We start from the raw sequence: 24,790 nt of genomic DNA, 5'->3' as shown, positions 1-24,790 counted from the left end.
ACTGAAGAGGTGAGGTGATCGATGTGCGATTCAAACATAAGCGCATTTCCGCTGCATCGGCGGCGGAAATTGGTCGAAGGGATCGCCCTGGTCCTGGAGTCCAAGAACGGGGAGGACGCGAACGCCTTCTGGCGCAACACCGCCAAGGCAATTCTCGTTCAATTATCCGAATCAGGAATTGCACCCGGGCTGGCCGAACAGGAAGTCGGAACGCTTCTTCATGCTGTCCTGGATGATATAGCCACCCGCAGTGCGGCGAAACTAGCACAATAGCATCGGCTGGCTCACGACGATGGATTGCCGCGTGGCACCACTGCATCCGTCAAATGCAAGGTTTTTCAATGCGGATGAAAAGATAGCCGCGTTCGTCGAAATCATGCCTCACCGTTGCAGACACCAGCCAGTCGGGTCATGAAGGGCTCGGATGAGCCCTGACGCCCCTTACTGCGCAATCGGGGAGGAAATCCTGCGTATGGGCGCGATCACGCCCGGTCTATGTAGCTGCGCCCCACCATGCGCGCCTATAACACGAAGAACTCGTCCACTGTGAGGAATGTGCTCGGGTCCAGGGCGGCAAACTTGACAGTCGCCGCTCCTCCTGCCCCGTCCACATCGAACAGCAGATCGCCGGTCTCCTTGTCGTAAATGATGTGGTCGTTGTCATCGATGGCGTGCTTGCCGACGACGAAAACCGCAGCGGAAAGCGAGCCGGCCGACAGCCCGACGAATGCGGAGCTGTCCAGCCAGAACACATCGTCGTGCGCATTGAAGTCTTCTATCCTGTCGTAGTTCGCCGGCCCAAGTGCGTCGAACACGAAGACATCCCTGCCCCACTCGCCGGCCAGCCGGTCGCGGCCGGCGCCGCCATTGAGGATGTCGTCGCCAGCACCACCTCGCATGTCGTCGGAGCCGGCGCCGCCGTCGAGGACGTCGTCGCCGGTGTCACCGCGGACGCCGTCTGCGCCCTCACCACCGCTGATCTCGTCATTGCCAGCGCCGCCCTTCAGCCAATCGGTGCCCGCGCCTCCAATGATGTCGTCCGCGCCCGCGCCGCCGAACAGCTGGTCGTGGCCGGCACCGCCGTCGAGCGTATCGTTGAACGGGGTGCCGCTGATGCGGTCGCCCCCGCCTAGCGCGGCGACGAGCACGGCATGATCATGGCTTGCGTAGCTCGCGATGTTTTTGGCGTCGGTCAGGGTAATGGATTCGGCCGGCGGAGTGACTGTGATCGTAATCGTCGCCACATTGCTGTTGCCCTGGCCGTCCGTAGCGTAAACCGTAAAGCTGTCGGTGCCGATGAACCCTGCCTCCGGTGTGTAATCGAACAGGTTTCCGCTTAGAAAATCCGCATGATAGTGCAGGGTAGTGCCATAATGACCCTGGTGAAACGGGTAGTGGTTACCGTCGAAACTCGTCTCCTGCTCCAGGGTGCCGCTGTCCGGCCCGTCCAAGACGATAAAGTTCAAGAGATCGTAGTCGGCATCTGTCGCGCTGAACTTGACGTCGTCGAGAGATTGCGCCTGCGAAATCGACAAGTCCAGGTCGGCAACGGTGGGCGCGTGATTAACGAAGGTGTCGGACTGAAGCACGCCCCCTTTCAAGATGATCTGGTGCTGACCGTATTGGGTGTTTTCGCCGCCGAAATATTCGTTCGCCCCGATCCATGTCACCGTGAGGTCGTCGGGGCTGTCAGCGCTGATCGAGACGATCCGGACCGACTGGAAGGCCGCCTGGTCGGACACGGTGCGGAGAAAATTGCCTTCGTTGTCGAAGACCTGCGTTTCCACTGTCGTCCAGGTTTCGGTCCTGCCCTCGTGGGTGAAGCTGGTGATGGTGAAGAAGCCATCGAAGACATCGACCGAAGCCAGTTCGATCCCACCGTAAGGGAAATCCGGCTTTGCGCCTATCGGTCCGATTACGTCGCCGTCTGTTTCCGTAATGCTGAAAAGGACCGAGTCAGGGGTCGGATTGGGATTCTCTGGTTCGTTCCATACGATGAGTTCACTGCCATTGCTTAAGGTCGGCATCCTGTCTCTTCCTTGCCTTTGCGCCTGGACGTGCTGCGGATGCCCCAATTCCAACAGTAACATGTTACGCGAGACGGATCGGTGACGAACCCAACCGCCTTTCGCCTTCTTCGAATGTGGTTAATTCGGTGATCATGCCGAACTGTCTGATTGGATTCGGCAATGGCCGACGCACTGGTTCCGGACGCATCCGAGCACAGCCGAGCGCATCGCGCGCCTGGCGGAACTCGTCTCGCCCGTTCGGCCCGATCTTCCGCTTGCGAACCGGACGGCCTATCTCGATCCGCTCGTCGGACGCGGCGACCGGTCCTGGCGGCGGCATCTCATGCGCCCGTTCTTGTAGGGCAAAGCGTTGGTTTCGCGCTGAACAACGCTTAGTTCTTCATCCGGACTCTTGCCGCGAGCACAGTGCCCCTGTTCGATTGGGGACTCGAGGCTGGCCTTCAAAGGCCGCTTCCAGACCTCGCCTCCCGCGGTCAGCAACGCCAAGCCTTGAGCGCACGGGTGAGGAGCCGGGCGTCATTCAGCTGGATCACGCACCTCTCGAACGCTTTGGTCGGGCCGTGCCAGCGAAGTTCCTCGATATTATCGAACAGCCGAGCGTCGGTGCGCAGCGTCGCGAGATTTTTGAACAAAAGCGCGAGCTCTCTCCGCTTGCCGAGGGCTTCAGGCGGAAAGCTTTCAAGAGGGCCGTAGCGGCCAAGCAACCGGGCGGCCGAGACCAGGCCGATGCCTTCGAGACCCGGATAGCCATCGGCGGCATCACCCACGAGCGCGAGGAAATCTGGAATCAGGGCCGGCTCAACTCCGAACTTCTCGCGTACGCCGGCGGCATCGCGAATTTTCTGGGTCCTGCGGTCTACCTGGACGACATGGTCGCCGCGCACACACTGCGCGAGATCCTTGTCCGGCGTCCAGATGCACACCTTCTGCACGCCCTCGTCGGCAGCCGCGCTGTATGCCGCGGATGCCAGCGCGTCGTCGGCTTCCAGCTCGATCATCGGCCAGACCGCCACTCCCATCGCCGCCAGGGCGTCCTCGAGGGGGTGGAATTGCGCGAGCAATGCCGGCTCGATGCCATCCCCGGTCTTGTAGCCGGGCCAGAGCTGATTTCTGAACGATTCGATTACATGATCGGTGGCCACCCCAACATGTGTGGCGCCGTTCTCGATCATCTCCAGCACTGTGTTCAGCACGCCGACGACGGCGCCAAACGGCTTGTCTTGGCCATTGTTGAAGCGGCGTTGGCCATAGAAGTGGCGGAACAGTTCGTATGTGCCGTCAATTAAATGAACGATCATCGCAATCCTGCGCACGCGCTTGGCAAAAAGGGATGGTTCAGTCGAAGAAGCCCGCATCCTCTTCCCTGAGATACTTTCGGGCTGCTTCGGCGTCGATATCGAGGCCAAGCCCCGGCGCTTCCAGCAGATCCACCATGCTGTCCGTCACGATCTGCGACGGCAGGCCGATTACGAGGTCCTCCCACCAGGGATCGGAGGCGCTCGGATATTCGAAGGCGATGTAGTTGGCGGGCAAGGTGGCGCAGACATTGATCAACGCGCCGAGGCCAAGCAGGCCGTTCGCCGTGCCGTGCGGCGCCATCAGGATCGAGTGCATATGGGCGTGCTCGGCGACCCATTTGAGCTCGGCAATGCCGCCGATATCGGCAGGATCGGGGCCGATGACGCGCACCGCCTGCGTCTCGATCAGCTCCTTGAAATTGTGCCTGAGGTAAATCTGCTCGCCGGTATGGATTGGCGTCGAGGTCGAGGTGGTTAGCTCCCGATAGGCCTGCGGATTGACCCACGGCACATAGTCGCCAGTCAGCATGTCCTCGAGCCACATCAAATTGTATTTTTCGACCGCGCGGGCGAACTTGATCGCATCGGGCAGCATCCAGCCCGGGCCGCAGTCGAGCGCCAGGCTGACCTTGTCGCCCAGCACTTCCTTCATCGCGATCACGCAGTCGAGCATGTGATTGAAACCACGCTCGCTGATCACACCCTGATCCATGGCACCGTGATAGCCGGCCTGCTTCTGCGTCACGCCGTAATGGAAGCCCTCTATGGTGTCCTTCATGTTGGAGTGGAACGAGATTCCCTGCTTGATCATGAAGAAGTTCTGCGGCTGCTCCATCATCCATTTGACGTCAGCGGCGTAATCCTCCGGCCGGTCGCCCGTGCGTTTCCTGCGGATCGAGCCGTTGTAGACGCGCACCTTGTCGCGCACCTTGCCGCCGAGCAGTTTGTAGGCCGGCACGCCTGCGGCCTTGCCGGCAATATCCCACAGCGCATGCTCGATAGCGCTTACCGCTGCGCCATAGGGCTTGAAAGAGCCGCGTTGGCGGATCTTCAGCATCACCCGCTCGACGTCGGTCGGGTCCTCGCCGATCAGCGCCTCGCGAAAATGCAGGACCCAGGGCTTGAGGTAGGGCTTGGTGTACTCGACCTCGCCCAGGCCATGGAGGCCCTCGTCGGTGACGATGCGAACGATGGGATGCTTGCCGATGACGGCACAACGGAGGTCGGTGATCTTCATCTTCGGTTCTTTTCGCCTCAGCTCCAGGTGCGATCCCAGGAATATTCGTTGTCCCATTGATCCGTGGGCTGCCAGATGCCGGTGACACCCGGCTGCAGATGCTGCGAGATCACCTCGTCGACGACGTCGTCAATCCCCAGGCCCGGCTTGTCGGGAACGGTGATAAAGCCGTCCTTGACCAGCGGCTTGGCAACGCCGGTGACGATATCGTCCCACCAGTCGACATCAGCAGAGTGGTATTCGAGCGCCAAGAAGTTTTCGGTCGCGGTCGCGACATGTGCCGCGGCCATCGCCGCGATCGGACTTTCTGCCATATGGATGGCCATGGCGACGCCGTGGTCCTGCGCCATGTCGCCGATCTTCTTGGTTTCGAGGATGCCCCCGCTGGTGAGCAGGTCCGGGTGGATAATGGAGAGGCCGCCGCTCTTGAGCAGAGGCTCGCAGCCCTCCTTGAGATAAATGTCCTCGCCGGTGCAGATCGGCACCGTGGTGGCGTCCTGCAGTTGTCGGTACTGCTCGGTGTACTGCCATGGGATCACATCCTCGAGCCAGGCCGGCACATATTTTTCAATCCGCCTGGCGAGGCGAATACCGTCCTGCAGCGAGATGTGGCCGACGTGGTCGATGGCGAGCGGAATATCCATGCCGATAACCTCGCGAACCTCGGCAATGTACTGCTCAAGCAAGTCGAGGCCCTTGTCGGAAAAATGGAGGCCGGTAAACGGGTGGGGGACGTTATGCAGATCGTAGGCGGCGTTGCGGGCGCGCCGCTCTTCAAGGGTCTTGACCTGGCCGCGGCCCGGCTGGACGCGGTACCCATCAAGTGAGCCGGCAGGAGACACGACCGCACCGGGGACATCGGCGATCTGCATCAATCCCAGATCCATCTTGAGGAAGGTGAAGCCGAGCGCCATGCGCTGCTTGAGGCGCTTGCCGGTCTCGGCCGGCACGGTGGCGTCGGTATCGCAATAGAGGCGCACCTTCTCGCGAAAGCGGCCGCCGAGCATCTGGTAGATGGGCACGCCATAGGCCTTGCCGGCGAGATCCCACAACGCGATTTCGACCGCCGAGACGCCGCCGCCTTGCCGGCCGTGCCCGCCGAACTGCTTGATCCGGCGAAACAGGCGATCGATGTTGCAGGGATTCTCGCCAAGCAGCCGGCTCTTCAGCATCAGCGCATAGGTGGCGCTGGCGCCGTCGCGCACCTCGCCAAGTCCGACGATGCCCTGGTTGGTGTAAATCTTGACCAGGGTCGAGGTGAACGGCGCGCCGACGATTTCGGCTACCCGCATGTCGGTGATGCGAAGCTCGGACGGCTTGGAGTTCGCGTTCACCCGATTGAGCGCCTCGTCGGCCGTCTTTGCCATGACTTGTCCTCGTTCTGGTGGGTGTGGCTTGTCGCCCGCACGCCGCGCCGGCATGGAACGTTGCTAGGCCAGCTCGATCTCATGGGCCTGCAGGTAGTCGCGGTCCATCTCAATACCGAGACCAGGCCTCTGCGTCAGCTTGAGGCTGCCGTTCGAGACATCGAGCGGTCTGTCGATGAGGTGATCGTATTTGCCCAGGTTCCACTCCGACGTTTCGAGCCTGTAGAAGTTAGGAACGGTCATCATCACCTGCGCTCCCGCAACCACGTTGATCGGTCCCGCGGCGTCATGTGGCGAGACCGGGATGTAGTAGGCTTCGCATAGGGCAGAAATCTTCTTGAACTCGGTAATGCCGCCGGTCCAGGTGATATCAGGCATGATGTAGTCAGCGAGCCTGTTCTCGAGTACCGGCACGAAATCCCACTTTGTGTGGCCGCGCTCGCCCCACGAGATGGCAGCACTGACTTTTTCACGCACCTGCTTGAGGGCGCTCAGGCTCTCGGGCGGGCAAGGCTCCTCGAACCAGTCGATCTGGCCGGCTTCCTCAAGACTCCGACAGAGGCGAATGGCGGTGGGAACATCGAAGCGGCCATGCGCATCGATGAGAACGTCGACGTCAGGCCCCGCCGTTTCGCGGATCAGAGCCGTGAGTTCGGCGGCTTCGCGCTCGTCCTTGCGGGTCATGCTGCCATCGAGGTAGCCGTCCCGCTGTTCGCGGGGCAGGCCATCGGCGCTGTGGCCCTGGTGGGGGAAAGGATCGAACTTGAGCGCAGTGTGTCCGGACTCGACGATGTCCAGAATTTCGCGGACCACCGCCTCCTTGCTGGTGAATTTGGCTTGGTTGGGATGGGTGTAAAGCGCGATTTCATCGCGTACCGGTCCGCCCAGCAGCTCGTAAATCGGCTTGCCGAGGACTTTGCCGCGGATGTCCCAGAGGGCTATATCGATGGCGCTCACGCATTCGACGGCGGCGCCGCGGCTGCCCATATAGGTGAAGCTGCGAAAAATCTTGTGCCAGAGATGCTCGATACGCGCTGGATCCTCGCCTGTCACGGCGACGCCGATCTGCCGCAGGATCGTGCAGAGAGCGCGGTTGGCGAGCCTTGTCGTGGTGGTGATCTCTCCCCAGCCACTCACCCCCTCGTCGGTCGTCACTTCGACGAACAGGAACTCTCCCCAATAAGAAGCATCGGACTTGATCAGCCACGGCCGAATGCTCGTGATTTTCATCTCAATCCCTTTATCTGAAATGCTTAGGGCTAACGGTGTTCGAGACTGGACCTTCGTTCCTATCCGGCCCGAGCGGCGTTGCGCGCACGCATCTGTTCGAGAATATGCCGGCCGGAACCCTCGACATGGCGGGAAACGAGTTCGGCCGCCTTGTCGGCTTCTCCCGCTTTCACGTGCGCGATGAGTTCGCGGTGCTCGCGAATGATCGCGGCACGACGCGCCAGCGTGAAATTGAAACGCCGGCTCACGGCTCGCAGCACTTCGCGATGCTTCCACCAAAGTTCAGCGGCATGGCGGTTATAGTGCCGCTGGTACATCACGGTGTGGAAGGCGGTATCCAGTTCGCTGTGCCTGAATGTGTCGGCAAAGTTGTTCTCTTCAATCAGCCCTTGGAGACGTTCGAGTTCGGCGATGTCCTCGCCGGTCGCCATGTTCACAAACCATCGCGTCAGGGCCGGCTCGATCAGAACACCGATTTCATAGATATCCCGGACAAAATCCTGATCTATGGGTCGCACGCGCGCCCCGCGGTTGGGGAGAAAGGTGACAAAACCCTCCCCGCGCAAGAGCTGCAGGGCCTCGCGCACGGGGTTGGTCGAGGTGCCGTGACGGCGGGCGAGATCGGTGACCACAAGCCGTTCGTTGGCGGCGAGCCGTCCCTCGATGATGTCTTCCCTGATCAGTTCATAAAGCGAGGCGCCCTCGCTGGAGGCCATGGGGTCAGTCTCCACCGGTGGCATGGCTTTAAAGTCGTCTATTTCGGCCAAGACCGGCTCCCCTGATCAACACATACCCTGCCCGATATCACACACGGTTTTCACAAACAATGTACGATCCGGCGCGTTGACAGGCAATCCACGATCTGAAAACGTACAAAATGATCGAAGGGATACATAGAACAGAAAGCGTCCCGCGGTCGAACGAGCTAGACCGCTTTGCCTCGGCGCAGGGCGGCATGGAGAACCAGGGAGGATACCTATGACGAGGATTACGCTCGGCAGTGCGGTCCTGCGCGGCACTGTCGCCACTGCTTTGATGGCATCGCTGATGTCGACATCGGCGCTCGGAGCGCCGGTCGACCTCAGCAAGTGGTCGCCGGAATATGTGCGCTCCATTGCGGGCACAGAGGATTTTGACACCGCGGCCGATTGCGCCAAGGTCACCCCGCTCGACTACAAGGGGCGACTGACTTTCTGGTATCAGGGCGTGTTCGAGGGCGACCCCGACCTTTTGCGCCAGTACTACAAGGATTTCTTCGAGACCTTCCGCAAGACCTATCCGAACATCCAGCTCGAGGAACAAGCCCTCACCTATAACGACCTTCTTGACAAGTTCCGCACGGCGCTCCTCGGCAACGCCGCGCCGATGGCGGTCCGCCTGCAAATCCTGGGTGGTACCGAGTTCGCCTCAAAAGGCTACCTGGAGCCGCTCAAACCCGAGGATGTCGGGTATTCGACCGAGGACTTCTGGCCTGGCGCCATGAAGGCCGTGACCTGGGAGGGAGTGACCTACGGCATTCCAACCAACAACGAGACGATGGCGTTCATCTGGAACGCCGACATCTTCAAGCGTGCGGGCCTCGATCCGGACAAGGCTCCGGCAACCTGGGACGACGTCGTCAAATATTCCAAGCAGATCCACGACAAGCTCGGCATTGCCGGTTACGGCCTCGTGGCACGCAAGAATGCCGGCAATACGCCGTACCGCTTCATGCCGCAGCTGTGGGCTCATGGCGGCGGCGTCTTCGACGAAGCCACCGCGAACCCGACCTATGAGGATGTCCAGCTCGATAGCCCGCAGAGCAAGGCCGCCCTGCAAGCCTCGTACGACATGTATGTTCGCGACAAGTCGGTTCCGGTTTCGGCGCTCACCAACCAGCAGGCCGATAACCAGCCCCTGTTCCTCGCCGGCCAGCTCGGCATGATGATCTCGCATCCGTCCGACTACGACGTCATGCTCGACCTGCAGAAGAAGGCGACGGGTGCCGACAAGGACAAGGCGCAGACCGTCATCGACAACATGCGCTACGGCCTGATTCCCACCGGCTCCGACGGCAAGCGCGCAGTCGTGTTCGGCGGCTCGAACATTCACATCCTGAAGCCTGAATATGTCGAGGGCGGCAAGGTCGACGAGCCGGCCGCAAAGGCTATCATCTGCATGTGGACGAGCCCTGAATGGTCGCTGAAGATGGCCTACGCCGGCTCGAATCCGGGCAACCTCAACGGCTTCAAGACCAAATGGATGAAGGAACGTCTGGACAACATCAAGTTCCTCGACGTGACGACCTCGATGCTGCCATACGGCATCCCGTTCCCGGCGTTGCCGCAGGCCCCGGAGATCATGAACATCATCGTCCCGGACATGCTGCAGAATGCCCTGACCGGAGCGATGACCGTCGACGAGGCAGCCGACGACGCGGCCAGGAAGGTAAGAGACCTGATGGGCGGACTCTAATGCATGTCGCGCAAAAGTGTGCAGCGGTTTTGCGATAACGACATGCATAAAATAACAACCTAAAGCGCGTCGCGTGAGGCCGATCAAACGCGACGCGCTTTAGTCCAGGCCTGACCGGCTGCACCGATAGTGCAGCCGGTTCGTTCAGAAGAAATAAGGGCGCGCCAAAGTGACGATCGTGACCGGCAAGGCCGAGGCTCGCCGAAGATTGCAATCCGGCAGGTCCGGCGTGCTACGCCAGATATGGGAGCATCGCGCTGACTACGCGTATGTGCTCCCTGCGATCGCCGTGATGCTCGTCGTCATCGCCTATCCGATTTACTACACGATCGAGCTGTCGTTCTTCAAGACGCCGCCTGGCCTGCAGCTTCGCGACAAGACTTTCATCGGCGTCGACAACTACACGACCATCCTCACCAGCGAGGTGTTCTGGAGAGTCACCTGGAACACTCTGATCTGGACGCTGGGCTCGACTTTGATTGCCTTTGTCCTGGGGTTTGCCACCGCGCTGGCACTCCACCGCGAGTTTGTCGGCCGCGGTGTGCTGCGCGCAATCCTGATCATTCCCTGGGTCATCAGCGCGGTCGCCGCCTCCTATATCTGGAAGTGGATCTATCATTCGGACTTCGGGATCATCGGCGCTGTGCTGGTCGGCCTCGGATTAGCCGACCGACCGCCGAATTTCATCGACAGCGTCAACACGGTTCTGCCTTCCCTGATCGTCGTCAATATCTGGCGCGAGTTTCCGTTTGCCATGATCATGATGATGGCCGGCCTGCAGACCGTGCCCGAGCAGTTGCTGCGCGCCGCGCAGGTCGACGGCGCCAGCGCCTGGCAGCGCTTCTGGCACGTCACCTTCCCGCACTTGCGCAACGTCTCGACGGTGACGATCCTGCTGCTCGCGGTGGCCAACTTCAATTCCTTCATCATCCCCTGGATCATGACCGGCGGCGGCCCGTCCAACGCATCGCATATCTGGATCACCCACATTTATGAGCTCGCCTTCGGCCGGCAGCGCTGGGGCGTGGCATCTGCCTATTCGGTGCTCCTGTTCCTCACCCTGATGACGCTCGGCTACTTCTACGTCCGTGCGCTAAGCGGTAACGAGCGGCAAGAGGGGAGCGCATGAGCACGACTGCCGAGACCGCCCCGCGAGCCCTGAGCCGTCGCCGGATGCGCGTCGACGGATGGCGGTGGACCGGGCGCATCTTCCTCGCATTCATGCTGCTTTACACCGCGGTGCCGATGATCTGGATGCTGATCACCTCGATCAAGTCCGGGTTCGCGGCGTTGCAATTCCCGCCGCAATGGTGGCCGGACGAACCTACCCTCGCCAGCTACGAGAAGCTGCTCGATCCCCAGAACAGCGTCGGCCAGGACTTCCTCCGCTTCTTCTGGAACAGCCTTTTCGTGTCGACCGTCACGACAATCCTCTCGGTGATCGTCGCCGTCCCTGCGGCCTACGCGTTTTCGCGCTTCAGCTTCCCCGGCCGGAACTTCCTGTTTTTTGCCGTGCTGCTGCGCAACATGTTCCCGGCGGTGATCTTTCTCGTGCCGCTGTTCATCCTGATGCGCCTGCTCGGGTTGATGAACACGCATGGCTCGCTGATTCTCACCTATCTCACCTTCGGCCTGCCGCTGGCGATCTGGTTGCTCAAGGGCTTTTACGACAACATTCCGGTGCAGCTCGAGCAGGCGGCGCGCATCGATGGAGCAACGCGGTTCCAGGCCTTCATCTTGATTGTGATGCCGCTCTCGACGCCGGGGATCATCGCCACCGCGATCTATTCGTTCATCGGCGCGTGGAACGAGTACATCTACGCCTACACCTTCCTCACCAAGAACGACCAGTTGACACTGCCCGTCGGCATCCAGCGCTTCTTCTCGGAAAATACGACGGACTTTCCGGGCCTGATGGCGGCCAGTTTCATGATGAGCGTGCCCGTCGTCGTGCTGTTCCTCGTCCTGCAACGATACTTCGTACGCGCCCTTACAGAAGGCGCGGTCAAGCACTAGGGAGTTGCCGATGGCCTACGTGGTCCTCAAAGATCTCGTCAAGTCCTATGGCAGCTTCAAAGCTGTCAACGACGTGTCGCTGACGGTCAATGACGGCGAGTTCGTTGCGCTCGTCGGCCCTTCAGGCTGCGGCAAGACAACCACGCTCAATCTCGTCGCGGGGCTGATCCCGATGACATCGGGCGACATCGTCATCGGCGACCGGGTGGTCAACGACCTCGACCCCAAGGACCGGGACATCGCCATGGTGTTCCAGAACTACGCGCTCTATCCGCAGAAATCGGTTTACAAGAACCTGGCGTTCCCGCTGCAGATGCGCAAACTGCCCAGGGACGAGATCGACAAGAAGGTCAAGGAAGCGGCGCGAGTGCTCGACATGACGCACCTGCTCGAGCGCAGGCCGCGCGAACTTTCGGGCGGGCAGCAGCAGCGGGTGGCGCTCGGCCGTGCGCTTGTCCGCGACCCCGCCGTGTTCCTGATGGACGAGCCGCTCTCTAACCTGGACGCCAAACTGCGCGTGCAGATGCGGTCTGAGATCAAGCGCTTCCACCAAGACCTCAAGGCGACGATCATCTATGTGACGCACGACCAGCTCGAAGCCGTGACCATGGCCGACAAGATGGCGGTGATGAACGGCGGCTACCTGCAGCAATATGATTCACCGGCGCAGGTCTTTGCCCATCCGGTCAACATGTTCGTCGCCAGCTTCATAGGCAGTCCGGCGATGAGCCTTATTCCGCTGCAGGCATCGACGGCAAACGGCAACTCTGTGTTGACCAGCGCGGAGGGCTGGAGCTTCGAGCTCTCGCCGCGCAACGCCCGGAAGGTCGCAAGGGCAACGACCAGGAAAGTCGTGCTCGGCGCACGTCACTCGACGATCAAGTTGCGCAACAGCGCGGTCCCCGGTGCCATTCCGGCCAAGGCTTACACGGTGGAGCCGACCGGGGACGTCACCTTCGTGCAGGCGTTCCTGTCCGGCGCCATCGTCAACGTCAGCGTGCCGCCGAACATTGCCGTCGCCCCCGATGAACAGATCTGGCTCGAGTTCGACCAGGAGCGGATGCATCTGTTCGACGGCGAAACCGAAATGGCCCTCAAGGCCGACTGAGACAGGGCGCCAACTGAGACAGGGCGCCAACTGAAACAGGGCGGATGCGTTTGGAACGTGGCGTGGATGACTACGAAGCTTAAAATCACCGCGATCAAGCCCTATCCAGTGTGGGTAGGAACGCGCAACCAGATGCTCGTCAAGGTCGAGACCGACCAGGGCATCTTCGGCTGGGGCGAGAGCGGCTTGAGTGGTCGCGAGAAGGCGGTGGCCGGCGCGGTCGAGCACTATCGCGAGTTTCTCATCGGCCGCGACCCAATGCAGATCGGCCGGATCTGGCAGGAGCTTTATCGCAGCCAGTACTTCGAAGGCGGACGTGTTCTGCAGGCGGCGATTTCCGCCATCGACATCGCCCTTCACGACATCAAGGGCAAGGCGCTGGGAGTGCCGGTCTACGAGCTGCTAGGCGGCAAGCAGCGCCACCGCATCCCCACCTTCGCCTCGACCGGAGACGAGGCCGAAGGTGACGCTGCCATCGAACGAGCCCGCGAGCTGCGCGCACAGGGGTGGCAGGCGATCCGCTTCTTCCCCGCCGGGCAAAACAGCAGGGACATCTTCGAGCCGCGCGAGTCGATCGGCGCTACCGCCAGTATCCTCAACAGGGCGCGCGAGGCGCTGGGCGATGACGTCGTCCTCGGCATCGACTATCATCATCGGCTGTCGGTGGCCGAGGCGGCGAGCTTCTGCAACAAGCTCGGCCGCGGCGTGCTTGATTTCCTCGAGGAGCCGATACGGGACGAGACACCGGGTGCCTACGAATCGCTGCGTACGATGACCGACATCCCCTTTGCCATCGGCGAGGAGTTTTCCAGCAAGTGGCAGTTCCTGCCCTACATCGAGCGCGGCATTCATCAGTTCAACCGGCTCGATGTTTGCAATGTCGGCGGGCTTACCGAGGCGATGAAAGTCGCTGGCTGGAGCGAGGCGCACTATGTCGACCTGATGCCGCACAATCCCCTTGGTCCGGTGTGCACGGCCGCGACCGTGCATCTCGCTGCCGCGGTACCCAACTTCGCGTGGCTCGAGACCAGGGAACCCGAAACAAAGCTGGGCTTCGACAATTCCGACTTCTTCCCCGTGCAACCACGGCTTGACGGGACCGACTATCCGGTCGGCGATCTGCCGGGGCTCGGCGTCGAGGTCAACGAGGCGGCGATCCAGGCGGCGAGCTTTCGTTTCTGGGAAGCGCCTCACCTTAGGCGCCGCGACGGTTCTGTTACGAACTGGTAGTTGCCTTTCAACCGGAGTCCATCATGACACATGCTCCCGACATCACGCGGCCGCCAAAAGACCTGATCGACGCGCTGAGCGGGATCGGCGCCGCGACGGTTGCCGGCACGCTTGGCCACATGGGGTTTCGCAATCCGCACATGGTCGGACCGGTGGCGCAGAACCACGGCAAGTCGATCGTCGGGCCGGCGCTGACGCTGCAGTTCATGCCACAGCGGCCGGACCTCTTCACCGAGGGAGAATATGCCGATCCGGAGACGCAGCTGCATCGGCACGTGCTTTATCACGCGCAGGCGGGCGATGTGGTCGTGGTCGACGCGCGCGGCGACATGAGCTCGGGCGTCTTCGGCGATATGATGTCGACGTATTTCAAAGGCAGGGGCGGCGCCGGCATCGTCATCGATGGATGCATGCGTGACCGGCCCAATGTTGAAAAGCTCAATCTGCCTCTATGGCTGCGCGGCTGGACGCCGAACTATCATGTGCAGACCAGCATTTATCCCAATGCCGTCAACGTTCCGATTGCCTGCGGCGGTGTCACGGTGATCCCCGGCGACATCATCGTCGCCGACGACGACGGGGTGGTGGTGCTTCCCGTCGCAATGGCCCCGGCGGTAATCGAAGAATCACAGAAGCATCACGATTGGGAGGAGTTCTCGCGAGTGAAGCTGATGGAGGGCGGGCCGTTGCAACGCTACTATCCGCTGCATGACGATGCCCGCGGGGAGTACGAGGAGTGGCGCAAAACAAACCGCTTGGAGAACCCCGGTTAGCGCATGGATTACCCCGTGGCGGGCGGCAGCTGGCAACCGTTCACAGATGGCGCGCGGTACTGGTTTATTCGGCAGCTTCGGCCCTCGCCGCCGGCGCAATTCGCGCGGCGCAGTATTTGAACTCCGGGATCTTGCCGTAGGGGTCCAGCATCGGATTGGTGAGCATGTTGGCCGGACTTTCGTTGAAGCAGAACGGCATGAACACCATGCCGTCGGCGACCTCCCGGTCGGCGCGGAGGATGGCGTCTACCGTCCCGCGCCGGGTCTCGACCGCAATCATCTCTCCTTGGCGCAGGCCGTGCCGCTTGATCTCATAAGGGTTCATCGCAGCGATGCCTTGTGGCTCGATCGCGTCCAGCACGCCCGCCCGGCGGGTCATGGAGCCGGTGTGCCAATGCTCAAGCAGGCGGCCGGTGGTGAGCACCAGTGGAAACTCTTCATCGGGCACTTCGTCAGGCGGCAGCAAATCGGCCGGCACGATGCGGCCGCGTCCGTCCGCAGTCGGGAATCCGGACGAGAAGATGATCTCATTGCCAGGCTTGTCGGGACCGTCGGCCGGATAAATAACCGATCCCTCGCGTTCGATGCGGTCCCAGGAGATATGTTTCAAGGACGGCATCACGGCCGCCATTTCCGCATAAACATCCGAGACATGGCCGTAATTCCAGTCCAGACCGATGCGCCTCGCCAGTTCGACTATCAGTTCCCAATCCTGGCGGGCTTCGCCCGGCATGTCGAGCGCCGGCCGGCCGATCTGCACCTGCCGGTTGGTGTTGGTGTAGGTGCCGAGCTTTTCGGCATGGGCCGAGGCTGGCAGCACCACATCGGCGTGCCAGGCGGTCTCGGTCAGGAAGATGTCCTGCACCACGAGATGGTCGAGCATGGCCAGTGCTTGCCGGGCATGGGTTTGGTCGGGATCGGACATGGCCGGGTTCTCGCCCAATATGTACATGCCCTTGATTTCGCCGTCATGGATGGCGTCGATGATTTCGACGACCGTCAGGCCGCGTTTCGGGTCGAGCGTCTGGCCCCAGAAATTCTCGTACTGGCCGCGGATGTCGACATTCTCGACTGATCTGTAGTCCGGAAAATACATCGGGATGAGCCCGGCATCGGATGCGCCCTGCACGTTGTTCTGGCCGCGCAGTGGGTGCAGGCCCGTTCCCGGCCGGCCGACATGTCCGGTGATCAGTGCCAGAGCGATAAGGCAGCGCGCATTATCGGTTCCGTGTGTGTGCTGGGAAATGCCCATGCCCCAAAAGATGATCGACCGCTCGGCGGTCGCATAGGTGCGGGCGACGTCGCGCAGCACGCTGGCCTCGACGCCGCAGACCTCGGCCATCGCCTCGGGCGAAAAATCCTTCACCTTGGCCTTCAGGGCCTCGAATCCGGAAGCGTTGGCCTGGATATACTGCTCGTCGTAGAGCTTTTCCTCGACGATGACGTGGATCAGCGCGTTCAGCAGGGCGACGTCGCTGCCAGCCTTGAATCGCAGCGAATGCGATGCATGGCGCATCAGGTCCTGGCCGCGCGGGTCCATGACGATCAGCTTGGCGCCGCGCTTGGCCGCCTGCTTGAAATAGGTCGCGGCGACCGGATGGTTGGTGGTCGGCCGTGCGCCGATGACGATGATGCATTCGGCCTTCAGCGCGTCGTTGAAGGGCGCCGAAACCGCACCCGAACCGACGCCTTCCATCAGCGCCGCCACCGAAGATGCGTGGCAAAGCCGCGTGCAATGGTCGACATTGTTGGTGCCAAAACCCTGGCGCACCAGTTTTTGGAACAGATAGGCCTCTTCGTTCGAGCCTTTCGCCGAGCCGAAACCGGCCAGCGCCTGCCCGCCATAATCCCTGAGGATCGTCTTCAGCCCGCCGGCGGCGCGCGCGAGCGCCTCTTCCCAGCTAGCCTCGCGAAACACGGTCAGCGGATCGACGCCGCGCATATCGGCATCGCCCGACTTCGGCGCATCGTCGCGGCGGATCAGCGGCTTGGTCAGCCGTTCAGGCGACATCGCATAATCGAAGCCGAAACGACCCTTGACGCAGAGCCGGTTCTCGTTGGCATAGCCATTGCGGCCATCGACCTGAACTATTCTGTTGTCCTTGACCGCAACGCTGGTCTGGCAACCGACGCCGCAGAACGGGCACAGCGTGTCGACGACCTTGTCGAATTCCTGGATGACCCGGGTCTTGCCTGCATTATCCATCAGCGATTTTTCGTAGAGCGCGCCGGTCGGGCAGGCCTGGACGCATTCACCGCAGGTGACGCAGGTCGACAAGCCCATCGGATCGTGCATGTCGAAGACAGGAAGCGAGTGGTTGCCGCGCTCGGCCATGCCAAGCACATCGTTGACCTGGACTTCGCGGCAGGCCCGGACACAGGCGCCGCAAGTGATGCAGGCGTCGAGATTGACGGCAATGGCGGGATTGGTGATGTCGAATTCTGGCCGGACATCATCGGTGGCAAATTTCGAGCTGTAGCGAGCGCCGGAAATGCCCATCGAACCAGCCCACTGCCAGAACATCGACTGCTGATCCGGACCGTCGGCCGCCGGCCGCATGTTGCTGGCGAGAAGCTCGAACACCATCTGGCGCGATTTCGTAGCCCGTTCGGTATCCGTCTTCACCACCATTCCGGCGGAAGGCTTGCGGATACAGGAGGCGGCAAGCACCCGTTCGCCCTCGACATCGACCATGCAGGCGCGGCAATTGCCGTCTGGCCGATAGCCGGGCATGTCGACATGGCACAGATGCGGTATCCTGGTGCCTTCGCGCTTTGCAACGTCCCAGATCGTCTCGTCGTCAGCGGCTGTGACCATCTTGCCGTCGAGGGTGAATATGACGCCATCTGCCATTTCAAAGATCATCCCTAAAATGCGTCAAAAGGTGATTGACCGGATTGGGCGCCGCCTGGCCGAGACCGCAAATGGAGGAATCGCGCATCACTGTTTCAAGGTCGCGCATCGCCGTCTCATCCGGCACGCCCTTCTCTTTCAAGAGCGTTACCAGCTTTTCGGTTCCCTCCCGGCACGGCGTGCATTTCCCGCAACTCTCGTGTTTGAAGAAATTCATGAGATTGAGGGTCACATCCCTGATGTTGTCGGCTTGCGAAAGCACGACCACAGCATGTGAGCCGACAAAGGCGCCCTGTTTGGCGAGTTCGCCGCCGAAATCGAGTTCAATGTCGCCCATCGACGCCGGAAGGATGCCGCCCGAGGCTCCACCTGGCAGATAGGCCTTGAATTCATGCCCGTCTGCCATGCCGCCGCAATAATCCTCGATCAGTTCGCGCACGGTGACGCCAGCCGGGGCCAGCTTGACACCCGGCTCCTTCACATGCCCGGAAACCGACCAGGAGCGAATTCCCTGATGGCCGGGCTTGCCCTGCGCGGCGAACCATTCGGGTCCCTTCTCGACGATGTCGCGAATCCACCACAGCGTCTCGACATTGTGGTTGAGTGTCGGGCGTCCGAAAAGTCCGACTTCGGCAATATAGGGAGGCCGGTGGCGGGGCATGCCGCGCTTGCCCTCGATGCTTTCCAGCATCGCGCTTTCCTCGCCGCAAATATAGGCGCCGGCGCCGCGCCGAAGGTCGATGAAACCGGGCTTGACGATGCCGGCTGCCTCGAGCGCCGCGATCTCGGCGCGCAAAATGGCGAGCACGGCCGGATATTCGTCGCGCATGTAGAAATAAATGCGCTCGGCCTCGACCGCATGGGCGGCGATAAGCGCGCCTTCGAAGGTGCGGTGCGGATCCTTTTCGAGATAGATGCGGTCCTTGAAAGTGCCAGGCTCGCCTTCGTCGCCATTGATCGACATCAGCCGCGGCCCTGGATAGCCGCGCACGAAGTTCCATTTCTTGCCGGCCGGAAAGCCGGCGCCGCCGAGACCGCGCAGACCGGCGTGCTCCATGATCTCGATGATGGCGTCAATGCCGGTCTCGCCCGCCTTCACCTTCCGGAGAAGCTGATAGCCGCCAGCGGCACGATAGGCATCGAGGCCAACATAATCGGGTACGACAACTTTCGTATCGCCCGAGCGAGCCAGATCGATAAGGATATGGCTGCTGGCTTGGTCGACCTCACGGTCGCCAATGCGCGCCGCGGGCGCTGCGGCGCAGCGGCCCATGCAGGGCGCACGCATGACGCGGACTGTGTTTGGGTCGGCCTTGGCGGCCAGTTCGCCAATCAGGTGTTCGGCGCCCGCCAGCATGCAGCTTATCGATTCGCACACCCGGATTGTCAGCGGCGCGGGTCTCGCCTCGCCTTCCCTGACGATATCGAAATGGTCGTAGAAGGTCGCGACCTCGTAAACCTCCACCTGGGACAGGCGCATGTCTTCGGCAAGCGCGCGCAGATGCGCGGCCGACAGACAACCGTAGCGGTCCTGGATCAGATGCAGGAATTCGATCAACAGATCCCGGCGCCGTTCGCGATGGCCAAGAAGTTCCCGGACCTCGGCCAGGGCAACATCATCCAGCGCCCGCCCTTTGGGTCCGCGATCGGGAGATCGCCGTTGCTGCATTGTCATCCTCTCTCCTCCCGGACCCTTCGTCTGAGGAAGGCGGCTCCCGCCACCAATGTGGTTGTGAGTTCCCTCAGCCCGGCGCACCTTGGATCAAGGACTTGGCACACAAATCGACTTGGCAGACAAGTTGAACCAAATGCCGGTTTGACAATTTTAGCATGGCCGGGGCGCCGCGACAGAACTGATCTGCGCCCTGATTTGTCGCACGGCCTATACCGGGGCAGCTTGCGCCTTCTCGATCAAGAAAACGATGTGGTCTCCCTGCCGTTGCATCGCCTCCAGGCGGTCGCCCATTTCGTTGATCAGATTGGGAATGTCTATGGCTGCCAGCGGATCGGTGCAACGGACCTCAAGGCGCTCGCCTGGGCTTATGCCGCTGAGCGCCTTGCGGGTTTTCAGCGCCGGCAAGGGACATTTCAATCCCGTCAGATCGAGCTGTCTCGTCGTCATGGTGGCGCACCATGGCGGACCGCTTACCGGTCGTCAACGGTCGCCGACCCAGGGTATACTGCAGTTGAGAGCGGCCAGGCGTCGCACCGCATTTTGGCATACTGCATGCCCACCGGCTCGACGGCGTTCGTCAATACAGGTCCGAATAGGCAAGGAACTGAACGGTCTGGCCCGGCTCGACCTCGGCTATTTCCTCGCCGAGTTCGACAAGGCCGTGCGTTTGAACCAAAGAAGACAGCATGCCAGCGCCCTCGCGCGGGAATTTGACGGCTTCATATGTGCCATCCTGCGTCCCACGCAGGCTTACCCGCACATATTCGCGTCGCCCCGGCTTTTTGCGGTAGGAGAAGGCGGCCCGCACCGGCCTCGAAATTGGTGGCTGCTGCCGTGCGCCGGCCAGTGCAAGGATCGCGGCGCGCGCAATATGGGCGAATGTGACGAAGCTCGCCACCGGATTGCCGGGCAGCCCAATGAAGGCTGTTCCCCGGATCACCCCCATGGCTACTGGGCGGCCGGGTTTTATGGCCACCCGCCAGAAGACCAGGGTGCCCACACTCTCGACGGCGGCCTTGACGCAGTCGGCCTCCCCGGTCGAGACCCCGCCGGACGCCAGGATCAGGTCCTGCCCTGGCGCAGCCTCGCTCAGCACATCCGCGATCAGCCTGCTGTCGTCGATCAGAATGCCCAAATCGGTGGTCTCGCAGCCCAATCTTGCCAGCATGGCCATCAGCATGAAGCGGTTCGAATCGAAAAGCTGGGCCGGTCCCCGGACCTGTCCCGGCGCGACGATCTCGTTGCCGGTCGAGAAGATCGCGACGCGAACTTTGCGCCGCACATCGATCTGCGTCATGCCGAGCGCCGCGGCGAGCGCAACATCCTGCGGGCGCATGCGCTGGCCGGCCTGCAGGACCACCTTGCCTGCTGCGACGTCCTCGCCCGCCGGCCGCACGTTGGCTCCTCTTTTCAGGCCGGGCGGAAGAATGACCCTGCCGGTATCGTCGACACGGACATCTTCCTGCATGTAGACCGTATCTGCCCCCTCCGGCAGCGGAGCGCCGGTGAAGATGCGTATGGCTTGTCCGGGCGCGGCGTGCCGATCCGGCGCCATCCCAGCCTGGATCCTGCCGCTCACCGGCAAGGTTTTTTCAACGGTTCCCGGCAGGTCGTCGCCGCGCAGTGCATAGCCGTCGACGGCTGAGTTGGTGAAAGGCGGCAGGGCCAGCGGCGCCACCAGATCACTCGCCAGGACGCGCCCATCGGCAATCGCCAGCTGGACGGTTTCGGTCTCGTCGACAACGGTCAGCCGTGAAACAATCAGTGCGGCTGTATCATCGAGCGATCGCATCGGGCCGCCGAAAGCGAAGCAGTCATCTGAAAGTTGCGCCATCGAGCCTTCAGCCTCTATGGATCTGGCCGAGCCGGCAGCTCGGCGCCATCCGGCAAGCCCAGTCTGCGCCTGTGCGCGCTTTTGTGGACCGGCATCGGTTTGAACAGGCTATATAGTGCAGGTCAAGCCGAAGGTAACGCGTCCACTCCGGCGAGCGGGATTGCAATTTCAAGAGAGCGCCATGCAGCAGATGAAAACCAGACCAGACCCCGCCATCATCATGCCGAGCCCGGATGACATCCGATTGACCGAACAGGTCAGCGGCATCGATCATACGGGCGCCGCTATTCAAATCCGCGTCCCCGTTGAACGCCCGCTGACGCTCTATCTGAACGCCCAGGAGATCGTCACGATGATGACGATCGGCGACTATCCCGAATATCTGGCGCTGGGCTACCTGCTCAATCAGAACATGCTCAAATCCGACGACGTCGTAACCGAAGTCGACTATGACGACGACGTGCAGGTCGTGGTCGTTCGTACCGAGCGCAACACAAATTACGAGCAGAAGCTTAGAAAACGGACGCAGACTTCAGGCTGCGCGCAGGGGACCGCTTTCGGCGATCTTCTCGAGGCGCTCGATATCACTCTGCCGCCAGCCGCGCTGCACACCTCCTGGCTTTACCAAATGACCCGCACGATCAACACGACGCCGTCGCTCTATCTTGAAGCGGGCGCGATTCATGGCTGCGTCCTTTGCAAGGAAGGCACGCCGATCTGCTACATGGAGGACGTCGGGCGCCACAACGCCGTCGACAAGATCGCCGGCTGGATGTATCGCCAGGGCATCGATGCCGCTGACAAGATCCTTTACACGACGGGCAGGCTGACGTCGGAAATGACGATCAAGACGGTTCGAATGGGCATTCCGATCCTCGTCTCGCGCTCGGGTTTCACCGCCTGGGGAGTAGATCTGGCGCGTCAGGCCGGCCTGACGCTGGTCGGTCGGGCGCGCGGCAAGCGGTTCGCCGTGCTATCGGGCGCGGACCGCATCGTCTTCGACCAGGACCTCGCTTCCGTCGACGAGGAAGCACCGCGTCACAGACGCAAGGGAGCTGCCGATGGCGAATGAGCCGATGGCGAATGAGAAGGTGCCGACCCTGGGCGTCGTTCTCGCCGGGGGGCTCGCCCGGCGCATGGGCGGTGGCGACAAATCCATGCGTCGGATCGACGGAACCACCATCCTCGATCGTGTCCTCGAGCGCCTCGGCCCGCAATGCGACGGGCTCTTGCTGAACGCCAATGGCGACCCTGCCCGCTTCGCCCGCTTTCGCCTTCCAGTCGTCGCCGACCCGGTCGAAAACTATCCGGGGCCGCTTGCCGGCGTGCTTGCGGGCCTCGACTGGACGGCGGCGAACAGGCCCGATGTCGAATGGATCGTCAGCGTCGCAGCGGACTGTCCTTTCATGCCGCGCGACCTCGTCGAACGGCTGCATCGGGCGCGCATGGCGAAAGCTGCGGATCTGGCGGTGGCGATGTCAGCGGGCCGGACGCATCCTGTCATCGGGCTGTGGCAAGTGGCGATGCGCGATGCGTTACGCCATGCGCTCGTCGAAGAGGGCGTTCGCAAGATCGACCTGTGGACGGCTCGCTACCAGGTTGCCACCGCGTCCTGGCCGGACAAGCCGGTGGATCCCTTCTTCAATGTCAACACGGTCGAAGATTTTGCCGAGGCCGAACGGCTGGTTGGGCACCTTGCCGACCCTTAACCCGGATATCTCACACTTGGCCAGGTCGGGTAAAACCCATGCGCTCGATCCCCTCTTTGAATTCAGGCGAAGCGAGCGCGTTAAGGAAGGCCTGCACCGCGGGTCGCTCTTTGCGGGCAGAGACCAGCGCGAAATCATAATGCTCTTCCTTCAGCGCAATGAAACCGAGCCCGGCTGAGCCCGCCACCGGCGCAATGGTGACGCCCCAGTCCGCTCGGTTCTGTGCGACGGCCGCCGCGACGGCATTGTGCGAGCGGGGCTGGTTCCAATATCCGTCGGGACGCGCCGGACCAAGCAGTTGGTCGATCAGGATGCGCGTACCCGAGCCCTGGTTGCGGTTGACCATCATGCAATTGGGATCGGCGAGTGCGGCTCGCACCGCCTCCTCTGGGTCGGTCGCCTGGAAGCGCACGTCGCCCGGGCGGTAGACGATGCCCTGCATGCGTCGCCATCCCTGCACGAGTTCGAGGCCTTCGCTCAGGAACGGCGCATTGTAGCTTTGCGTCCTGGTGTCGAAGAGGTGGATGGGCGCGATATCGCACTCTCCCCGCTTGGCCGCGGCCAGGCCGCCCAGGCTCCCGACCGCGAGGGACCGCACCGTCAGGCCGGCGCGAAACAGAATCCCCACGACAATATCCAGGCCGGTGCAGTTGCTGCCGATCACCACGAGATCGGGAACACGCACGTGCGGTGTGAACAGCGTCACCGACGCCTCGCTTCCGGCAGGCATATTGTCGGCCAAAGCTTCGATGCTGATGAAGCCGTCCGCCTGGGCAAAGGACGTTATCGCCCCCGAGCCCTTGCCGGTGGGATAGGCGACCAGCCCCTGCTCACCCTCGACCAGCGACACCATCACGAACTCCGTGCGGCCGAGTTCGGACTGAATGCGCAGTGGAACCTTTGCCGCGACCTTCGCTTCGGTCCGAGGCGGCAGGCCCGCCATGCGGCGCAGCACGGGAACGATCATGTCGTGGAAAGTGAACATGGCCGAAGTCGGAAATCCCGGCAGCACGACGACCGGCTTGCCGTCGCAAACGGCGAGGCAAAGTGGTTTTCCCGGCTTCAGCGCCACGCCATGGGCAACGATGCCGGGCGCGCCGAGACGGTTCACGATGCGGTGGCTGACATCACCCGCGCCCTTGGACGTCCCGCCCGACACTATCAGCACGTCATGCGCCGCCAGCGCCTCGCGCATGGCGGCTTCCAGCGTGGGTTCGTCATCCGGATAGGCGCCGAGAAAGCTCGCCTGGCCGCCATTTTCAGTTATCGCGGCGCTGACGATTGCGCCATTGGCGTCGTAAATGCCGGCGGGCCGCAGGGTGTCGCCCGGTTGGACAAGTTCGTCGCCGGTCGACAAAACCGCCACGCGCAGCTTGCGCGCCACCGTCACCAGCGCAATTCCGCAGGCGGCAAGCATGCCGATTTCACGCGAGCCGATCACCGTTCCGGCGCGCAGCAGAACCTCACCGCGGGCAATATCGGATCCGGCATGCGAGATGAACTGGCCGGGCGAGGCTCCGCGCCTGACCTCGATGGCATCGTCTTCGGCCGGTTGCGTGTGCTCCACCATGACGATGGCATCGGCGCCGCGCGGCACCGGCCCGCCCGTCGAGATCGAGGTGGCGGTGCCTGCGAGCACAGGGATTTGCGGGGCGACACCGCAGGCGATAGTTTCGCGGTTGAGCAGGAGCCTGGCAGGAAGCGCCTCCGATGCGGTGGCCATGTCGGCGGCGCGCACGGCAAAACCATCGACGTTCGAACGGTCGAAGGGCGGCACGTCGATCGGAGCCGTGACATCATCGGCAAGCGCCAGCCCAAGCGCATCCGCCAGCATCAGTTCTTCGGTCGGGATCGTCCTGGGAAATAGCGCGGCTTCGAAACGGGCGAGCGCCTCGTCGCGCGACAGGACCGTCAGAAACTGCTCCTGGCCGGTATGCTCCTGGCCGGTATCTGGGCGGGTGGATCTGGTCATCAC

At 62.1% G+C, this 24,790-nt stretch carries 20 protein-coding genes; 9 read left to right on the top strand and 11 right to left on the bottom strand.

What is annotated here, in order from left to right:
- Positions 1–21: 21 nt before the first annotated feature.
- Positions 22–273 (top strand): DUF6074 family protein, encoded by a 252-nt coding sequence (locus BLT09_RS24350; RefSeq protein WP_023797634.1) that lies wholly within the window; start codon positions 22–24, stop codon positions 271–273.
- A 248-nt stretch (positions 274–521) separates the two neighbouring features.
- Here the strand turns inward: BLT09_RS24350 and BLT09_RS24345 are convergent, their stop codons facing one another.
- From BLT09_RS24345 to BLT09_RS24315, 6 genes are all read right to left on the bottom strand, one after another.
- Positions 522–2,027 carry an Ig-like domain-containing protein gene (locus tag BLT09_RS24345; protein ID WP_091597732.1) on the bottom strand — a complete coding sequence of 502 codons (1,506 nt, stop codon included), beginning with the start codon at positions 2,025–2,027 and terminating at the stop codon, positions 522–524.
- A gap of 476 nt (positions 2,028–2,503) precedes the next feature.
- A complete protein-coding gene (locus BLT09_RS24335; RefSeq protein WP_208602538.1) occupies positions 2,504–3,385 on the bottom strand; it encodes a 5'-3' exonuclease in 882 nt (293 codons plus the stop codon).
- Complete coding sequence (locus BLT09_RS24330; protein ID WP_091597724.1) at positions 3,366–4,565, bottom strand: mandelate racemase/muconate lactonizing enzyme family protein; 1,200 nt, start codon at positions 4,563–4,565, stop codon at positions 3,366–3,368. Before BLT09_RS24330 ends, BLT09_RS24335 begins: the two co-directional genes overlap by 20 nt.
- Positions 4,566–4,582: 17 nt before the next feature.
- A complete protein-coding gene (locus BLT09_RS24325) occupies positions 4,583–5,932 on the bottom strand; it encodes a mandelate racemase/muconate lactonizing enzyme family protein (RefSeq protein ID WP_091597721.1) in 1,350 nt (449 codons plus the stop codon).
- A gap of 63 nt (positions 5,933–5,995) precedes the next feature.
- On the bottom strand, positions 5,996–7,162 hold the full coding sequence (locus BLT09_RS24320) for a mandelate racemase/muconate lactonizing enzyme family protein (protein WP_091597718.1): 1,167 nt from the start codon (positions 7,160–7,162) through the stop codon (positions 5,996–5,998).
- A gap of 59 nt (positions 7,163–7,221) precedes the next feature.
- Positions 7,222–7,929 carry a GntR family transcriptional regulator gene (locus BLT09_RS24315; RefSeq protein ID WP_027151244.1) on the bottom strand — a complete coding sequence of 236 codons (708 nt, stop codon included), beginning with the start codon at positions 7,927–7,929 and terminating at the stop codon, positions 7,222–7,224.
- A 211-nt stretch (positions 7,930–8,140) separates the two neighbouring features.
- On the opposite strand from BLT09_RS24315, the gene BLT09_RS24310 reads away from it, so the two are divergent.
- The 6 genes from BLT09_RS24310 to BLT09_RS24285 all read left to right on the top strand — a co-directional run bounded on the left by BLT09_RS24310 (position 8,141) and on the right by BLT09_RS24285 (position 14,743).
- Positions 8,141–9,616: an ABC transporter substrate-binding protein gene (locus tag BLT09_RS24310; protein WP_091597715.1), complete on the top strand. Its 1,476-nt coding sequence runs from the start codon at positions 8,141–8,143 to the stop codon at positions 9,614–9,616.
- A 169-nt stretch (positions 9,617–9,785) separates the two neighbouring features.
- Positions 9,786–10,745, top strand: a complete 960-nt coding sequence (locus BLT09_RS24305) for a carbohydrate ABC transporter permease (protein WP_091597712.1) — start codon at positions 9,786–9,788, stop codon at positions 10,743–10,745.
- On the top strand, positions 10,742–11,632 hold the full coding sequence (locus tag BLT09_RS24300; protein WP_023797625.1) for a carbohydrate ABC transporter permease: 891 nt from the start codon (positions 10,742–10,744) through the stop codon (positions 11,630–11,632). The genes BLT09_RS24305 and BLT09_RS24300 overlap by 4 nt, the downstream gene beginning before the upstream one ends.
- Positions 11,633–11,642: 10 nt before the next feature.
- Positions 11,643–12,740: an ABC transporter ATP-binding protein gene (locus BLT09_RS24295; protein WP_091597709.1), complete on the top strand. Its 1,098-nt coding sequence runs from the start codon at positions 11,643–11,645 to the stop codon at positions 12,738–12,740.
- 66 nt (positions 12,741–12,806) lie between these two features.
- The gene (locus tag BLT09_RS24290; protein WP_091597706.1) at positions 12,807–13,970 is read left to right on the top strand and encodes a mandelate racemase/muconate lactonizing enzyme family protein; all 1,164 of its coding nucleotides are present in this window, start codon (positions 12,807–12,809) and stop codon (positions 13,968–13,970) included.
- Between the two features lie 23 nt (positions 13,971–13,993).
- On the top strand, positions 13,994–14,743 hold the full coding sequence (locus tag BLT09_RS24285) for a ribonuclease activity regulator RraA (RefSeq protein ID WP_091597703.1): 750 nt from the start codon (positions 13,994–13,996) through the stop codon (positions 14,741–14,743).
- A 64-nt stretch (positions 14,744–14,807) separates the two neighbouring features.
- Here the strand turns inward: BLT09_RS24285 and fdhF are convergent, their stop codons facing one another.
- The 4 genes from fdhF to BLT09_RS24265 form a co-directional block, all read right to left on the bottom strand.
- Positions 14,808–17,597, bottom strand: a complete 2,790-nt coding sequence (gene fdhF / locus BLT09_RS24280; RefSeq protein WP_091597700.1) for a formate dehydrogenase subunit alpha — start codon at positions 17,595–17,597, stop codon at positions 14,808–14,810.
- 1 nt (position 17,598) lies between these two features.
- Positions 17,599–19,272 (bottom strand): NADH-ubiquinone oxidoreductase-F iron-sulfur binding region domain-containing protein, encoded by a 1,674-nt coding sequence (locus BLT09_RS24275; protein WP_091597697.1) that lies wholly within the window; start codon positions 19,270–19,272, stop codon positions 17,599–17,601.
- 207 nt (positions 19,273–19,479) lie between these two features.
- Complete coding sequence (locus tag BLT09_RS24270) at positions 19,480–19,719, bottom strand: sulfurtransferase TusA family protein (RefSeq protein ID WP_031254334.1); 240 nt, start codon at positions 19,717–19,719, stop codon at positions 19,480–19,482.
- A gap of 130 nt (positions 19,720–19,849) precedes the next feature.
- A complete protein-coding gene (locus BLT09_RS24265; protein ID WP_091597694.1) occupies positions 19,850–21,106 on the bottom strand; it encodes a molybdopterin molybdotransferase MoeA in 1,257 nt (418 codons plus the stop codon).
- 181 nt (positions 21,107–21,287) lie between these two features.
- Here BLT09_RS24265 and fdhD point away from each other — a divergent pair, with 181 nt between their 5' ends.
- Positions 21,288–22,178, top strand: coding sequence for a formate dehydrogenase accessory sulfurtransferase FdhD (gene fdhD, locus BLT09_RS24260; protein ID WP_091597691.1), 891 nt, complete (start codon positions 21,288–21,290; stop codon positions 22,176–22,178).
- Positions 22,168–22,815 (top strand): molybdenum cofactor guanylyltransferase MobA, encoded by a 648-nt coding sequence (gene mobA, locus BLT09_RS24255; protein WP_236473697.1) that lies wholly within the window; start codon positions 22,168–22,170, stop codon positions 22,813–22,815. Before fdhD ends, mobA begins: the two co-directional genes overlap by 11 nt.
- 10 nt (positions 22,816–22,825) lie before the next feature.
- Here the strand turns inward: mobA and BLT09_RS24250 are convergent, their stop codons facing one another.
- On the bottom strand, positions 22,826–24,787 hold the full coding sequence (locus BLT09_RS24250; RefSeq protein ID WP_091597685.1) for a molybdopterin biosynthesis protein: 1,962 nt from the start codon (positions 24,785–24,787) through the stop codon (positions 22,826–22,828).
- Between the last annotated feature and the right edge of the window lie 3 nt (positions 24,788–24,790).

Source organism: Mesorhizobium muleiense (genome assembly GCF_900099905.1).
Lineage (GTDB): Bacteria > Pseudomonadota > Alphaproteobacteria > Rhizobiales > Rhizobiaceae > Mesorhizobium > Mesorhizobium muleiense.
Note: the sequence above shows the minus strand (reverse complement) of the source record. Positions and strands in the feature narration are given on the sequence as shown.

What these genes read in the sequence shown, in the direction of transcription:
- fdhF (WP_091597700.1), bottom strand. Translation starts at nt 17,597, where the DNA reads ATGGCAGATGGCGTCATATTCACCCTCGACGGCAAGATGGTCACAGCC.
- BLT09_RS24265 (WP_091597694.1), bottom strand. Translation starts at nt 21,106, where the DNA reads ATGGCGCAACTTTCAGATGACTGCTTCGCTTTCGGCGGCCCGATGCGA.
- BLT09_RS24310 (WP_091597715.1), top strand. Translation starts at nt 8,141, where the DNA reads ATGACGAGGATTACGCTCGGCAGTGCGGTCCTGCGCGGCACTGTCGCC.
- mobA (WP_236473697.1), top strand. Translation starts at nt 22,168, where the DNA reads ATGGCGAATGAGCCGATGGCGAATGAGAAGGTGCCGACCCTGGGCGTC.
- BLT09_RS24290 (WP_091597706.1), top strand. Translation starts at nt 12,807, where the DNA reads ATGACTACGAAGCTTAAAATCACCGCGATCAAGCCCTATCCAGTGTGG.
- BLT09_RS24270 (WP_031254334.1), bottom strand. Translation starts at nt 19,719, where the DNA reads ATGACGACGAGACAGCTCGATCTGACGGGATTGAAATGTCCCTTGCCG.
- BLT09_RS24295 (WP_091597709.1), top strand. Translation starts at nt 11,643, where the DNA reads ATGGCCTACGTGGTCCTCAAAGATCTCGTCAAGTCCTATGGCAGCTTC.
- BLT09_RS24335 (WP_208602538.1), bottom strand. Translation starts at nt 3,385, where the DNA reads ATGCGGGCTTCTTCGACTGAACCATCCCTTTTTGCCAAGCGCGTGCGC.
- BLT09_RS24345 (WP_091597732.1), bottom strand. Translation starts at nt 2,027, where the DNA reads ATGCCGACCTTAAGCAATGGCAGTGAACTCATCGTATGGAACGAACCA.
- BLT09_RS24330 (WP_091597724.1), bottom strand. Translation starts at nt 4,565, where the DNA reads ATGAAGATCACCGACCTCCGTTGTGCCGTCATCGGCAAGCATCCCATC.
- BLT09_RS24300 (WP_023797625.1), top strand. Translation starts at nt 10,742, where the DNA reads ATGAGCACGACTGCCGAGACCGCCCCGCGAGCCCTGAGCCGTCGCCGG.
- BLT09_RS24250 (WP_091597685.1), bottom strand. Translation starts at nt 24,787, where the DNA reads ATGACCAGATCCACCCGCCCAGATACCGGCCAGGAGCATACCGGCCAG.
- BLT09_RS24285 (WP_091597703.1), top strand. Translation starts at nt 13,994, where the DNA reads ATGACACATGCTCCCGACATCACGCGGCCGCCAAAAGACCTGATCGAC.
- BLT09_RS24350 (WP_023797634.1), top strand. Translation starts at nt 22, where the DNA reads ATGTGCGATTCAAACATAAGCGCATTTCCGCTGCATCGGCGGCGGAAA.
- BLT09_RS24275 (WP_091597697.1), bottom strand. Translation starts at nt 19,272, where the DNA reads ATGACAATGCAGCAACGGCGATCTCCCGATCGCGGACCCAAAGGGCGG.
- fdhD (WP_091597691.1), top strand. Translation starts at nt 21,288, where the DNA reads ATGCAGCAGATGAAAACCAGACCAGACCCCGCCATCATCATGCCGAGC.
- BLT09_RS24320 (WP_091597718.1), bottom strand. Translation starts at nt 7,162, where the DNA reads ATGAAAATCACGAGCATTCGGCCGTGGCTGATCAAGTCCGATGCTTCT.
- BLT09_RS24325 (WP_091597721.1), bottom strand. Translation starts at nt 5,932, where the DNA reads ATGGCAAAGACGGCCGACGAGGCGCTCAATCGGGTGAACGCGAACTCC.